Source organism: Kitasatospora sp. NPDC059462, from assembly GCF_042749955.1.
Taxonomy (GTDB): Bacteria; Actinomycetota; Actinomycetes; order Streptomycetales; family Streptomycetaceae; genus Kitasatospora.
Genome location: NZ_JBHYUU010000188.1, coordinates 1 through 15651, shown reverse-complemented (window position 1 = coordinate 15651; position 15651 = coordinate 1). Strand labels below are relative to the sequence as shown.

The 15651-nt window shown below is 75.8% G+C and carries 3 protein-coding genes and 1 pseudogene; all 4 read left to right on the top strand.

What is annotated here, in order from left to right; translation table 11 throughout:
• Positions 1-8913, top strand: a pseudogene (locus ACFXAM_RS32110) (hypothetical protein); the annotation flags it as partial.
• A 106-nt stretch (positions 8914-9019) separates the two neighbouring features.
• Positions 9020-10546 carry a hypothetical protein gene (locus ACFXAM_RS32105; RefSeq protein WP_380296581.1) on the top strand — a complete coding sequence of 509 codons (1527 nt, stop codon included), beginning with the start codon at positions 9020-9022 and terminating at the stop codon, positions 10544-10546.
• Between the two features lie 60 nt (positions 10547-10606).
• Positions 10607-13987 (top strand): right-handed parallel beta-helix repeat-containing protein, encoded by a 3381-nt coding sequence (locus ACFXAM_RS32100; protein WP_380296580.1) that lies wholly within the window; start codon positions 10607-10609, stop codon positions 13985-13987.
• Positions 13988-14337: 350 nt separating this feature from the next.
• Positions 14338-15495: a S8 family serine peptidase gene (locus ACFXAM_RS32095; protein WP_380296579.1), complete on the top strand. Its 1158-nt coding sequence runs from the start codon at positions 14338-14340 to the stop codon at positions 15493-15495.
• Positions 15496-15651 lie beyond the last annotated feature (156 nt).

The window sequence follows — 15651 nt, the reverse complement described above, 5'->3', positions numbered from 1 at the left end:
CCGATCCACAACGGCACCTACCGGGCCCGGGCCGCCTTCCTCGACCCGACCGTCGCGCCGACCTCCCCGCTCGCCGACTTCCCGACCCGCTGGCGGGTCCGGGACGACGACGACGGCCTGCGCACCATGTACCCGCGGAGCTGGTCCTCCGCGGAACTGCTGGACCGCGTCGACGAGGCGCACGACAGCGTCCCCGTCGAGCGGCGGGTCCTCCTGGAGGACGGCCGGACGTACTACTGGGTGGGCGAGGCCGACGGCGTCCGCATCGAGGGGCTCTCCCGCGACGGTGCCCACCTGGCCCACCGCCCGGCCGCGGACCAGCCCGCGCCGCCCCTGCGGGCCTGGGACGACCACCGGGTGCGGCACACCGCCCGGGGCCCCGAACTCGACCTGGACGGCCGCACGCTGACCGTCTCCCGGGTGCTGTTCGACTCCGGACAGCTGGGCCTGGAGATCGTCCTCCCCGTCAACGTGACCGTCGAGGGCCACCTGACCACCGCCGAACGGCACGCCGCCACCGGCGAACTCCAGCGCCGGGTGGACGCCTACGTCCGCGAGCGCGTGCGGGAGACCGCGGACGCCGACGGAATGCCGGAGGCCCTGGTCAGCGTGCGCCTCGACTTCCACGAGGACCACCCGGACCCCTACGCCCGGGTGATCGTCGACCGGGACTCCCTGCCGGAGCCCGCCGACCTGCTGGTGGTCGACACCGCCGAGAGCCTGCGGCTCCTGCTCGGTCCGCTCGCCCACCGCGACGACCTCGACGTGTTCAACGAGACGGCCGCCCGCCTGGAGGAGTCCGCCCCCACCCGGGTGGACGTGCTCGCGGACCTGCACACCACCGAGGGCGCCCCGCGCGTCCCCGCGGACCTGCGCGAACCCGGCCCGCTGCGGCCGGGCGAGCAGCCGCCCGCCGTCACCGCCGGGACGGACCGGCAGACCCAGCGGGCCGTCGACGCCATGGACTTCCGGTTCACCCGGACGGCCCTGGACCTGGACCCGCGCGGCCTGCCCGCCGACCAGAGCCTGCCCCGCGAATGGACCGCCCGCGACGCGCGCTGGGCGGTGTCCCGGCTCGTCGAGCGCCACGGGCTCGGCCCGCGGGACACCGCCGTGATCTACGACGAGTTCCACGGCGTCCACCTGGAGATCGAGGTCGTGGACGGCCGGATCACCTCCTACCGCGGCATCGGCGACCAGCGGGACCTCCCGCAGCTCCACGTACCGCCGCTCGCGCCGGCCCCCGGAGCGTTCCCCACCTCCCAGCAGCACCCCGGCCCGCCCGCCGACGACGCCCCGGTGAGTGCCGTCGGCCCCGTCGCCCGCAACGCCGTCCGGCCGGACGAGGAGCCGGCCGGTGCGTCGATGCTGCGCGCCCTCGTCGAGGACGACCCGGGGCTGCTGCGGCGGCTGTTCGGCGACGAGGAGGCCGGGCGGCTGGCCGCCGAACCGGCCGCCGCGGAACGGGCGTTGCAGGAGCTGGTCGAGGCACGGTTCCGGGACGAGCCGGAGCTGGGGCGGGAGGCGTACGAGCTGTACACCGCCTGGGCCCGCCGGACGGGGTACGAGCCGGTGGACTGGACGGTCTTCGTGCAGGATCCGCACCGACAGCTCGCCGCCCACCGGGAGCAGGGCTGGGAGGGCGTGCACGACCCGCGCACCGTGCGGGACGCCTTCGCCGTGCTCACGGCCGCCGCGCTGGACCTGCGGGTCAGCCTGGTGGAGGTCCGGAACGAGCACGAGACGGTCCTGGAGTTCGGCCCCGCGGGCGGGCGCCCGGTCCGGCTCGACCACGACGAGCGCGAGGGCTACTCGACCGTCGCCGCCGCCGAGCGCCGCCAGGAGCACGAACGCCTCCTGCGGGAGACGGCCGAGGAGGCGTCCGAGGTGCGGCGCCGCGCCGAGGAGAAGCGCAGGGCCGACGAGGAGGCGGAGGCGAAGTCCACGGCCGACGAGGACGAGGCCGTGCGCCGCCCGTCCGACGAGGACGAGGACGAGGTCGAGGTCGTGCGCCGCCCGTCCGACGAGGACGAGGACTCCGAGGACGAGGCGAGGACGCCCGAGCAACTGGAGGAAGCACGGCGCCGCGCCGCGGAGATCCGCGAGGGGAAGCGCGTCGCGCGGGACGGCGGGGAGGGCTCCGGCCTCCCGAACGGGAACGAGGACGCCCTCCTCCCGAACGGGAACGAGGACGCCCTCCTCCCGAACGGGAACGAGAACCCCGGCGCCCCGGGCGGGAACGAGAACCTCACGATCGTCCCGGCACCGGTCCACGCCGCCGAGGCCGTCGTCGGCGCCGACGCCGTCGTCGACCCGGGCCCCCGGCCGCCGAAGTCCGTCCTCGACCGCGGAGTGCTCTCCGGCGCGCACATGGTGACCAGCCTCGGCGAGCCGGACACCGTGCTGGTCGCGAAGCTCGGCGCGAAGATCGAGGAGGCCCTCCCCGCCGGGACCCCGAACCGGGCGTCCTTCGCCCGGGCGCTCGCCGAGAGCGTCTTCAGCGGCACCAGCCTGCGCGCCCTGGTCTCGGCGCTGTCGCGCGGCGACGTCCTGCACATCCCGGTCGGGACCGACGCCCACCAGGGGACCATCACCCTGCGCGGCGAGGTGGCGGGCCTGGTGCACCACTCCCAGAAGGCGAAGTTCGAGTACGAGGGCGGCGGCGACCGGGTGGTGACGCTCGGCGGGACGAAGGGCGCGAGCCGCTCGTTCGGCGTGGGCATCCAGGGGCGGGGCGACGCCTTCAAGATCGTGCGGGCGGCGCTGGACGCCTTCGGCGTCAACCGCGACCGGGCGCACGCCGACGAGCTGACGACCAGTTCGAAGTTCTTCTCGCGCGCCAAGACCACCGAGGTCACCGAGGTCTTCCGCGGGAAGCTGCTCGTCGACGTCGGCTACCGGCCCAAGGGCGAGCGGGAGACCGAGTCCCTGCCGCCCCGGCTGGACCCGGACGACGCACGGCTCCTGACGACGCCGCTGGAGGTCGGCGTCCCGCAGCGCGAGACCCGGCCCCCCGCCGACTCCGACATCCGGGCGAACCTGCTGGGCGAGCTCGACCCGGCGCTGCTGGCGCAGAAGCGGCTGCACTCCTCGAACATCATGCTGGACGTCCACGTCAAGGGCGAGCCGCAGGTGCATTCGGCGGCGCGGCAGGCCGCCGGCGGGTCCACGGAGCTGGGGAACCTCGGCCCGCTGCGGACCGACGACCTGCCGACGCACCGGCAGGCCATGGTGGGCGTGGTCGAGGCGCTGCGCCGGAGCGTCCTCGACGAGAAGGAGGTCCACGAGCGGACCGTCCGCGAGCGGACCCCCGAGGACGACGCCGCTCTCGACGCCACCGCCCGCCGCGAGCGCGCCGACCGGGAGAAGGCCGCCGCCGAGCGGATCGCCCGGGCCGAGGAGGCGCTGGGGTTCCACGGGAGCACCCTGTCGGACCGGCTGGTGGCCGAGTTCGGCTTCCGGCGCCTCCAGCAGGACTTCAAGGGCCTGACGAACGGCGAGTCGGTGATCGTCCGGGTGCCCGGCAGCGACGTCTGGGCCGAGGTGAGGGCCGGCAGCCTCGGCATGCGCCTGGTGGCGACCACCAAGGACACCGAGTTCAACACCGGCGCCGGCTCGGTCGTGACCCGGCTCCGGCGCAAGGTGGTGAGCGGCTTCCTGCAGCTCCAGGGCGGCGGCCGGATCGGCACCGACGAGGTGAACGTCTCCGCCGGCTTCGGGAAGCGGTGGGGCCGGGACAAGGTCGTCGTGACGGGCCGCACGCTGGAGACCGCGGTCACCACCAAGACCAAGGAGAACGGCGCGGTCCTCGACGGGGACGGCTACCTGGAGGTGGTCGTCCACCGGGGGGACGAGCGGCTGGGCGACCCGGTCCGGGTGCCGCTCGGGTTCCGGACGCTGATGCCGCAGTCGGACCTGCTGGTGAACGAGGTGACGGCGGCCCCCGTGCCCGGGCGCCGGCGCCTGCCGGAGTCCGCCGTCATCCGCGACATCGGCCCGCTCGACGAGGTCCGCCGGACGCTGGAGGAGACCGGCAAGCGGCGGTACGGGAACCTGTGGCCGCAGATCCGCGCGGAGGTGATGCAGGTCCTCACCCAGCCCTCGCTGGCCTCCAAGCTCGGCGCGATGAGCCGCGGGGACGCGTTCGAGCTGACCGCCTTCGACCGGGACAAGCTGACCGGCGCGCTCGCCGCGCTGGCGCAGCGCGGCGTCAAGGTGACCGTCAGGGCCGAGCTCGTCGACACCCAGCTGGTCCGGCGGAGCAAGGCCGCCGACCTCAGCCGGCAGAACGAGTCCAGCTCCTTCACCACGGAGCAGCGGTACACCAGCCGGTTCGACATCAAGCAGGGGGCCGTCGGCTACGCCCCGGTCCGGGAGATGCCCGCCGGCCAGGTGCAGCTCAGCCAGGAGATCAGGGTCCGCGGCGGCGTCCGCTCCGACGCCAACGACAAGCTCTACGCGAACAGCAAGATGCGCGAGGAGCAGGACGTCCACCGCGGGACGATGAGGCTGACGGTGGTCCTGGAGGGCGGCCTGCACGACACGCCCCCCGTCACCGGGGACATCAGCGCCGAGTACAGCGTGAAGGCCCACACCAGGGCGGCGACCGACACCCCGACCGTCCTGCCGCGCAACGAGCTCGGCGCCGCCTCCGTGGTGGCCTTCCGGAACGACGAGGGCACGCCCGGCGGGGACCGGCTGTACCAGGACGTCCGCGCGGCGCTCAAGGACCGCTTCCAGTGGCGCGGGGGGGTCTCCGACTCGCTGGAGCGGACCCTGCGCGAGGAGCTGGGGGCGAACGCGATGCAGGCCAAGCTGTCCCAGCTCACCCGGGGCGGGGTGCTCAAGGTGCCGGTCGCCGGCCCGGGCTGGTCGGCCGAGGTGGTCGTCCGGGCCGCCCTGCGGTCGGAACCCGTCGTCAAGTACACGATCAACGGAGCCGAGTTCGAGGTCGGCACCCAGAACCGGACCGGCCACGGCGTCATGCGGGACATCCGGGACCGGGTCACCGGCCTGCTCGGCCTGAGCGGCCGGGTGCGCAAGGAGCAGGGCGGCAACCCCGGAGTGACGCTGACCGGCGACTACTCCTACCGCCAGGAGTCCGCCACCGGCGGCAACCTGCAGAGCTCCGGCACCGCCGTCAACCGGGCGAAGAACGTCTCCACGGCCGTGGTGTCCGACGCCGTGGTCGACTACCGGGTGGAGATCCACGGCTGGGCGGGCGGGCTGATCCCCAGCACGACGAAGCTCGGCCCGATCACCATGGAGGCGGAGGTCGTCACCCCGCAGTACGACGCGCCGACCGCGACCACGCTGCGCACCGTCCCGGACCGGGTCTGGCAGGACCACGTGCTCGGCTCCTCCGACGTGGTCACCAACGTGTACGTGCCCGGCAACCGGAACGCCGGGGAGGCGGCGGCCGACTTCGGGAAGGCCGTACTGCGCGGCAACGGCGACCCGGGGGAGTTCGGCGGGCGGAACCTGGAGAAGTGGCTGCACGGGGCGGGCAGGTCCGGCCTGCGCCACAAGCTCTACGACGCGCTCGGCCCGGACAACCTGCACGACCAGCTCAAGGCCATGATGTCGGGACGCGAACTGGTGGTCGCGGACGGGGGCGTGACGGTCAGGATCGGTGCGTCCGTCAAGCGGCTGGCCCACACCGGGAACACCACGACCACCGAGTTCAACACCGGGACGCAGGTCGAGCACGGTCACTCGGCGGCCGACGGGGCGACCGGCGGCGGCACCGGCTCCGGCCAGCAGGTGCGCGGCGGTGTGGCGGTGTCGACCGGGCTGTTCTACGCCGGTGACACGCTGGCCGTCTCCACCGGCAACAGCACCCGCGAGACGTGGAACAACCGCACCGGCTCCGGCAACACCACCAAGGTGAAGCCCGTCGGCAACGTCTTCACCGGAGAGGCGAGCCTGCACTTCTCGGTCGAGTGGAGGGACCTGGTCAGCACCGAGGGCCGGCACGTCCTGGTCACCAAGCGGGCCTACTTCCGGCGCGAGCTGGGCATGGACGTGGTCATCGACGTCGCGGAGACCAGGGAGAACGTGCCGGGCAATCCGCCGGACAACCCGGGGAAGGTCTTCGACGCCGCCACCGCGCCGCGCGGGGCGGAGCTGCGCCGGGGACTGACCGACGACCTGCCGGTCGTCGGGGACACCGCGGCCCCGGGCGCCCAGGTGCCCCCCGCCCGGGTGTGGACGCACGGCCTGGCCGACACCGACGTGGTGCGCGCGGTCGGGATGACCCCGCACGCCCGGCAGCAGCTGACGGAGGGCGCCGAGGCGTTCCTGGGATCGGGCGACTGGGACCGGATCCGCGGCATGGTGGAGGGGATGATCGACCCGGTGGCGCTCGCCAGCCGGCTCGTCACCCCGCACACCCCGCACGACCCCGCCGCCCCGGTGCCGGAGGGCGGCGTCGTGCCCCCGCGCCCCGACGAGCCGACCCTCAAGGACGGCCCGGGCAACTCCACCCTCGTGGTGGGCCGGACCGACCTGGCCGGCGACGTCCGGGTGGAGGTCCGGATGAAGGTCAGGGAACTGGAGTTCATCCGGACGGACAGCAGGACGGAGGCCAACCCGACCAACACGACCTCGGTCACCGACGGGATCCGGGCCCAGCGCGCGGTCCGCGTGGCCAACCGCCTCACCGCGGGCGGCGTCAGCCCCGACACCTTCGTGGCCGGTCTCGCCACCCTCCGCGGCGGCCTCTACGTCGACAACGCCTACGAGCACCGCACCGACATCGAGACGGTCGAGGGCGGTCAGATCGTCAACAACGCCAAGATCGCCACCACGACCGCCCGTTACCGGGGCTTCGTCGAGGTGGAGGTGGTCTACCACAAGGACGGCAGGACCCTGCCCCGCAAGGAGCTCATGGCGGTCGAGATCGACATCCCCGTGGGCGACACCACCAGGGCCGACGTCCCGCACAACGCCTTCCTGCGCTTCGACGAGCAGACGCAGAACGGCGAACTCCGCCTGCACGGCGCGCCGCGGGACGCGCTGCCCACGGTGGCGCGGGCGCTGGGGCTGGACATCGGCGAGGCGGACCACCACGCCCGGCTCCTGCGGGTCGGCCACGTCGCCCGGAAGCTGCTCCCCGAGTCGCTCACCGCCTCGGGCGAGCGGGGCGAGCGCTGGCTGCGGGGCCTGAACCGGATGATCGACCTGGCCGCGGACGGCGCGGACGGCACGCCCTTCGAGCGCGTGCGCGAGGCGGCCGGGCGCCGGTCGGTGCCGCCCGTGGAGCGGCGCCGTCTCCAGGACCTGGTCGAGCTGGCGGGCGCGGACGACACCCTGACGGTGGGGGACCTGAACGCCCACTGGGAGGTGCTGACCCAGCGGCAGTCGGAGCAGGAGCGGCTGCGGCAACGGCAGCCGGGCGTCCAGCAGCAGGACGGGGAGGGGCAGGCGCCGCAGCCGCCGAGGGAGCGGCAGCCGGACCTGAGCCTGCACCGGCCGACCGTTCCGGACGTCAGGCTGAGGGTCGTCGCCGGTGACGCGACGTCCATGTCCACGCTGCTCCGGGAGGTCCGGACGACCGTCCTCCAGGCGGACACGCTCCGGGCGAGGGCCCCCCGGGCGGAGGGCGACGACCGGCCGCCGCTGGTCGAGATCACCCTGGACGTGCCGCCGGGGCGGGCCCTGCGGGAGGCCCGCGCACTGGAACAGCGGCTGCGCGGGCTGGCCCGGGGGCTCGGGCACGAGGTGGACATGGTCGTCGTGGCCGGCACCACCACCGTGCCGCAGGCGGGCGGGGCCGCCCCGGGCCGGGCCACGGGCGCCGTGCACTCCTTCCGGCTCGGCAGCAGGCCGCCGGGCACCGAGGCGACGACCACCACGGCGCGGCGCGAGCCGGTGGACGGCGGCGGGGTGGTCCGGGACCTGGAGCAGGAGGCGCCTCGTGACCTCACGGTGGACGAGGTGGTGGAGGAGGGCGGGCGTCAGGGCTCGGTGGTGAACGAGGTGGTGGAGCAGGAGGTGCCTCGCGACCTCACGGTGGACGAGGTGGTCGAGGAGGGTGAGCGTCAGGGCTCGGTGGTGAACGAGGTGGTGGAGCAGGAGGCGCCTCGCGACCTCACCGTGCACGAGGTGGTCGAGGAGGGTGAGCGTCAGGAGCCGGTGGTGAACGAGGTCCTGGACGCCGGAGTGATCCCCCCGCACCTGCCGCAGGACGACGCCGGACGGCTGGACCGGGCGACGCCGGAGCACCCGGAGCCCACGGGGCAGTCGCCGCACCTGGGGCAGCTGCCGCCGGTGCCGCCGGGCCGCCGGGCCGACCACGTGTCGGACGGTTCCTCGTCCTCGCGCTCCTCGCGGCGCAGCAGCGTCTCCTCGGAGGACCTGCCGAACGAGCAGGCGGGCCCGGGCGGTTCGACGGTGACGGCGCCGCGCCGGCCGCTCGACGCCTCGACCTTCTACCGGCACCCGGGCGAACGGCTGGGCGACGAGCCGGATCACGTGTCGGTCGACTCGGACCTGCCGGACCTGCCGGACCAGCCGAATCCGCCGCACGGGCGTGACGCCTCGGGCACCTCCTGGCGCACGGCCCGGCTGTACGAGGGCGAGGAGGACCTCTCCGATCCGCCGCACGGGCGCGACGCCTCGGGCACCTCCTGGCGCACGGCCCGGCTCTACGAGGGCGAGGAGGACTTCTACCGGCACCCGGGCGTGCGACTGGGGGACGACTCGGACAACGTGTCGGTCGACTCGGACCTGACGGATTCCCGCAGCGAGCGGTCGGACGACTCCTGGGTGGAGGTCCAGGCGCCCCCGGTGACCACCCCGCCGTCGCCGTTGCCGCCGCAGCACGCGCCCCTGGAGCCGCTGGACAGCCTGGAGGACAGCATCTTCGCCACCCTGACGCAGTCGGGCGACAACGGCGGGCAGGGCGCGTGAACCCCACGGCCGGGCCCGTCCGTAGTGACGGAGTGGGAGCACCCGAGGTCCTGTCGGCCGGGTGGTCCCTTCGACAGGGGACTGCATGCGAGGCCGAGGAGCTGCGGTGAGCACGAGTACGGGCGGGAACGGGGCTCGGGGCGGGGCGGCGGGCATCCAGCTGCCGTCGATGGACTGGGAGATGGAGGAGGAGCCGGCGGCGGCGCCGGCGACCGGTGCCGCCGCTGCCGCCGTGGCCGCGGTGCCCGCGACGGCGGAGGCGCCGACCGAGCAGGTCGCGGTGCCGGAGTACGGGCCGGTGACGCCGGAGGCGAGCTCCGCCGTCCCGCCGGTCACGGTCGCGGCCGCCGTCGCGGCCGCCGCCGAACCCGACCCCGGGTACGGCCCGGGCGAGGATCCCGGGGCGCTGGAGCCCGTCCTCGCCGGGACGGAGCACCCGGAGGGCGAGGATCCTGCCGAACAGCCCGGCCGCCGCCGGTTCAAGCGGCCCGCGCTGGTCGCCGCCGCGACGGCGGGCGTGGTGCTGATGGGCCTGCCGTTCCTGATCACCGACGGGGCCGACAAGGACAAGCGCGACAACCTCGGCGTGAACCAGCCGGACACCCAGCTCGTCGAGGGCCCGGAGATCGGTGAGGTCCCGGCGCCGCCCGTGCCCACCGAGCCGCCGGTGACCGTCGCACCGACCGTCGCGCCCACCGACCCGGCGGCCACCGGGGAGCCCGGCGCCGCCACCGCGCCGCCCGCCGAGGGGGCGGGCACCGTCCCCGGAATCGCCCTCGGCGGCTCCCCCGCGACCGCGGCGGTGCCGGGCGGCCAGCCGGCCGTCGGGACCGCGCCGGTGGCCAAGGCCCCCGTGACCGCGGCGCCGCAGGGCGGCTCCGGCAAGACGACGCAGCAGCCGGCCGCGGGCCAGCCGGTCTCCCAGCAGCAGCCGGCCGCCGGCCAGCCCGCCGCCCAGCAGCCGGCGCCCCAGCAGCCCGCGCCGGCCCAGCCGGCCCCGCAGCAGCCCGCTCCCCAGCAGCCGGCGCCGCAGCAGCCCGCTCCCCAGCAGCCCGCCCCGCCGCCGGCCACCCAGCAGCCCGCTCCGCCGCCCGCCGCCGCCAAGGCCACCTATGCCGCCGTCGGCGGATCCAACTGCAGCACCTCCTCGGTCGCCTACGCCCAGCACGGCTGGTGGGAGCAGGGCTCCACCGGCTGGCTCAAGCAGTCGACGGGCGGCTTCAGCGGCTCGGGCTGCAACGGCAAGTACGTCTCGATGCCGATGTCCGGCTCGGCGACCAAGGACGACGGCAGCAACGCGGTGGTCTGGACGTTCTCCACCGCCCCGGTCACCGCCGGCAGCTGCAAGATCGCCGTCCACGTGCCGAACAACTCGGACGTCAAGGCCGTCGGCGGCGCGCCCGCCTACTACACCGTCCAGAACACCTCCACGCCGAACAGCGGCACCATCGGCGAGTTCACGATCAACCAGACGAACAACCGGGGGCGCTGGGTGGACGTCGGAAGCTTCCCGGTGAGCGGCGGCAAGATCGCCGTGATGCTGCACTCGCGCGGCGTCGACTGGGGTGGGAGCGCCACCGACAAGGCGCACATCGCGGCCTCCGCCGTCAGCGCCGACTGCACCGCCTCCTGACCTCCGCCCCGTCCCGCCCCCACCCGACCGACCGACGAAGACCCCCAGGAGAGGAAGGCCATGTCGCGCCATGTGCTGACGGTGTGCCCGGAGCAGCGCGGCGGCCCGTACCGCACGATCGGCGACGCACTCGCGGCGGCCCGCAGCGGGGCGGTCATCTCCGTCCGGCCGGGCCGCTACGAGGAGAACCTGGTGATCACCAAGATGGTCACCATCACCGCCGAGGAGCCGCGCGGCAGCGTCCGGATCACCGCCCGGCGCGGCTGCGTCGTCCAGGTGGTGGCCGAGGCCGTGCAGCTCACCGGTCTGGTGGTGCAGGGCCAGGACGAGGAACTGCCCGCCGTCGACGTGCCGCGCGGGCAGGCCGCGCTCTCCGACTGCGAGGTGGTCGGCAGCTCCTGGACGGCCGTCCTCACCCGCCAGCGGGGCTCCCTCGCGATGCGCGACTGCCGGGTCACCAACCCGGCCGGCGCCGGCATCGTCGAGACCTCCACCGGCACCAGCGTGATCGAGGACTGCGTCGTCGAACACCTCGGCACCTCGGCCGTGGTGGTCGGCGAGCGGGCCAACCCGCTGCTGCGCAACTGCGTGCTGCGCGACGCCCGGGGCAACGGCATCTGCGCCAACGGCGAGGCCCGCGGCACCTTCGAGGACTGCGAGATCTCGGTCACCGACAAACCCGCCGTGGCCCTGGAGGAGCGCTCCACCACCCGGCTGCTGCGCACCGCCGTGCGCGACGCCACCATCGGCGTGTACATCAGCTCCGCCGCGCGGGTCGTGCTGGAGGACTGCGCGGTCAGCGCCACCACCGGCCACGGCATCGCGCTGGCCGCCGGCACCGACCCCGAGCTGCGCCGCTGCACCACCGCCCGCACCGCGGGCCACGGCATCCACATCACCGGCCGCTCGCGCGGGCAGTTCGAGCACTGCGAGGTGTCCGACGCGCAGGGCACCGGGATCTGGGTCGGGGAGCACTCCGGGCCGGTGCTGAAGAACACCGTCGTGCGCAACAGCGGCGGGACCGGCGTCGAACTGGCCGAGGAGAGCGCGGCCGACATCGACCGCCTGGAGATCCGCGACGCCACCGGGTCCGGGCTGTCCATCGGCGGCGGCGCCAACCCCCGGGTGCGGCACCTGACCGTCACCGGTGCGGGCGCCGACGGCGTCGAGGTGCTCCGGGACGGCCGCGGCCGGCTGGAGGGCGTCGAGGTGACCGACGCGGGGCGGGCCGGCCTGCGGATCATCGACGGCGCGGACACCTTCGTCGGCGCCGGGGTCGTCCGCGGCTCCCGGAGCTGCGGCGTGGTGGTCGGCAAGGTCGGCCGGGCCGCGCTGCGCGACTGCGAGGTGAGCGGCTCGGGCGAGGACGGCCTGGCCGTCGAGGACGGCGGCGAGCTGAGCTGCACCCGGGTCCGCAGCCACGGCAACCGCCGGCACGGCGTGCGGATCGGCGCCGGCGGGCGGGCCGCGCTCGCCCAGCTCGACGCGGCCGAGAACATCGGCGACGGCGTCCGGATGGACTCCACCGAGGCGGTCCGGCTGACCGGCTGCACGCTCTCCCGCAACCGGGGCTCGGGCCTGCGGCAGACCACGCCGAACGAACGCCTCGCGGTCGAGCAGCTCACCAGCGAGGAGAACGGCCTGCCCGACGCGCACGGCACCGCGAGCTCCGCCCCCGGCGGCCCGCGCGCCGAGGGGACCGGCGCCGCCAACGGCCCGGCCGCGCCGGGGGACCCCGCCGCCGAACCGGGCGCCGATCCCTCCCGCGCCGCCGCCCCGGCCGCGCCGCCCGGCCCGCTGGAGGCGCTGGAGTCGCTGGTCGGCCTGGCCGGCGTCAAGGAGCAGGTGGCCACCCTGGTCAACCTCAACAAGCTGGCCCGCCGCCGCGAACTCGCCGGCATGCCGGCCCTGCCGATGAGCCGCCACCTGGTCTTCGCCGGCCCGCCCGGCACCGGCAAGACCACGGTCGCCCGCCTCTACGGCGCCATCCTCGCCGAGCTGGGCGTGCTGCGCAGCGGGCACCTGACCGAGGTGGCCCGGGCCGACCTGGTCGCCTCGATCATCGGCGGCACGGCCATCAAGACCACCGAGGTGTTCCAGCAGGCGCTGGGCGGGGTGCTGTTCGTCGACGAGGCGTACACCCTCTCGGCCGGGTCGGGATCCGGCTCCGGCCCGGACTTCGGCCGCGAGGCGATCGACACCCTGGTCAAGCTGATGGAGGACCACCGCGACGACATCGTGGTGATCGTCGCCGGCTACTCCGCCGAGATCGGCGACTTCCTGGCCTCCAACCCGGGCCTCGCCTCCCGGTTCAGCCGGACCGTGGAGTTCGCCAACTACGAGGTCGACGAGCTGGTCACCATCGTCGAACGCGCCGCCACCGGCCACGGCTACGAACTGGCCGAGGGCACCGGCGCGGCGCTCACCGTGCTCTTCGAACAGATGCCGCGCGGCGCGGACTTCGGCAACGGCCGCTCGGCGCGCAAGGTCTTCGAGGAGATGGTCGACCGGCAGGCCACCCGTCTCGCCGAGCAGGCCGAGATCAGCGACGAGGACCTCGCGCTGCTCGTCCCCGGGGACGTCGGCGTCGACCTCGAACCGCCCGCCAAGGAGGCCGACGGCACCGAGCCGCTCGCCGAACTGCGGGCCCTGGTCGGCCTGCCCGCCGCGAAGGCCCAGGTCGAGGACCTGGTGAACCTGCTCCGCCAGGTCCGCCGCCGCGAGGAGGCCGGACTGCCGACCGCCACCATCAGCCACCACCTGGTCTTCGCGGGCCCGCCCGGCACCGGCAAGACCACGGTCGCCCGGCTCTACGGGCGGCTGCTGGCCGAGCTGGGCGTCCTGCCGGGCGGCCAGCTCGTCGAGACCGCCCGCGCCGACCTGGTCGGCCGCTACGTCGGCCACACCGCGCAGCTCACCAAGGAGGCCTTCGAGCGGGCGCGCGGCGGCGTCCTGTTCGTCGACGAGGCGTACACCCTGACGCCCCGGCACGGAGGCGGCGGCGACTTCGGCCAGGAGGCCGTGGACACCCTGATGAAGCTGATGGAGGACCACCGCGACGAGGTGGTGGTGATCGTCGCCGGCTACGAGGACGAGATGCGGCACTTCCTCTCCTCCAACCCCGGCCTCGCCTCCCGCTTCTCCCGCCAGATCGACTTCGGTCACTACGCGGACGCCGAGCTGGTCACCATCGTGCGCAACCACGCCGAGTCCGCCGGGTACGCGTGCGCACCGGAGACCCTGGCCGCCCTGGAACGGCTGTTCGCCACCGTCCCGCGCGACCGCACCTTCGGCAACGGCCGCTTCGCCCGGCAGACCCTGGAGGGCATGATCACCCGTCAGGCCGGGCGCCTCAGCCGCCTGGAGGTGGCGGACCTGTCCGAGCTGAGCCTGCTGCTCCCCGAGGACATCGCCACCGACCGCACCGCCACCCCGGCGTGACCACCCCGCGCCCCGGCCCCGCCCCCGCCCCACGCCCGGGCCTGCGGGTCGTCGCGGCGACGGCCTGCGGCCTCGTGGCCCTCTCCCCGTCGGCGGCCGTTGCCGTACCGTCGGCCGCCCCGTCGTTCTCCGCGCACCCGCTGTCCGCCGTGGGTGCGGCGGCCGGCGGTGGGGGAGCGGGGAGCGGAGGGGCGGGGCTGCTGCCCGCCGCCGCGCCCCTCGGGGTGGGCCGGGCGGGCTCTCCGGGGGGCTTCCTCGCGGCGCCGGTGCCCGGCGGGCCGCCGACGGTCGCGGCGGCGACGCCGGGACAGGCGGCCGGGGGCGCGTCGCCGGGCGGGGAGCTGCCCGTGATGGGGCAGACCGTGCCCGACGTGCGGCAGAACGGGTGCCGCAAGCCCTCCGGCAAGGTGGCGGACCGGGCCGGGTGGGCGCAGACGTACCTGCGGCCGGAGGCCGTGTGGCCGCTGGGGCGGGGGGACGGGGTGACGGTGGCGGTGATCGGGTCCGGGGTGGACGCGGCCGCCGGGGCGGCCTCCGGTGTGCTGGCCGGGCGGCTCGCGCTCGGGCCGCGACTGCACGGTGAGGGCGACGCCGGGCGGGACTGCGTCGGGCACGGCACCGTCCTGGCGAGCCTGATCGCCGGCCGCCGGACGGCCGACGGCGCTCCGTCCGGGATCGCTCCCGGGGCGAAGGTCCTGGCCGTGGCCGTCACTGACGACGCCGGGAGCACCACCGCCGACCTGCTGGCCCGGGGCATCCGCGCGGCGGCGGACGGCGGCGCGCGGATCGCCGTGGTCGCGGCGCCGATCCCGGAGCCGGCGCCGGTGCTGGCCGAGGCGGTCGGTTACGCCACCGCCAAGGGTATGCTCCTGGTCGCGCCGGTGGGGCCGGACAGCCAGTCGGTGGCGGCCCCGGTGTATCCGGCCGGGTACCCCGGCGTGCTCGCGGTGGCCGCGCTCGCGGCGGACGGCTCCCCGGCGGGCGCCGCCACCTCGGCCGGCACCGCCGCCCCCGCCGTCGCCGCCCCCGCCGGGCGGGCCTCGCGGGTGGACCTGGCGGCACCCGGCGACGCACTGCTGGCCGCCGGACCGGGCGGCGGCACCTTCGCCGCCTCGGGGCCGAGCTACGCCGCCGCGCTGGTGGCGGGGACGGCGGCCCTGGTGCTCGGCCGGTCGCCGTCGCTGACCGTCGAGCAGCTCGCCGAGCGGCTGCGGGCGACCGCCTACCGGCCGGGCACCGCGTTGCCCGATCAGGCCGTCGGTTGGGGCACGGTCGACCCGGTGAGCGCCGTGGCGTCCGGCGCCTCCGGAGGCGTTCCCGAGGCCCCGGCGGACGGCGGCGGGCCGCAGGCCGGCGAGCCGGTCGTCGTCCCGCCGCCCGCGGACGGCTCGTCCCGGCGCCTGGCGACGGCCGTCGCGGGGACGGGCCTGGGCGGTGCGGCCCTGGTGGCGCTGGCCATGGCGGCGGTGCGCGCCGGACGGAACCGGGGCGGGCGCCGCCCGGAGTGACGGCCCGGCCGGCCCGGTCGGCCCGGCCGTGCGACGGCCCGGGCCCCCCGCCCGCGCCCCGCGAAGGCGCCCCCAACCCCGCGCCAACCCGGCCGCCGGCGCCCCCGGTGGCGGGCCGTGTGCCCGCCGGTGGCGGCGGCTGCCCCCGTGGCCACC

Coding starts and splice junctions, on each gene's coding strand:
- ACFXAM_RS32100 (WP_380296580.1), top strand. CDS start 10,607: ATGTCGCGCCATGTGCTGACGGTGTGCCCGGAGCAGCGCGGCGGCCCG.
- ACFXAM_RS32095 (WP_380296579.1), top strand. CDS start 14,338: ATGGGGCAGACCGTGCCCGACGTGCGGCAGAACGGGTGCCGCAAGCCC.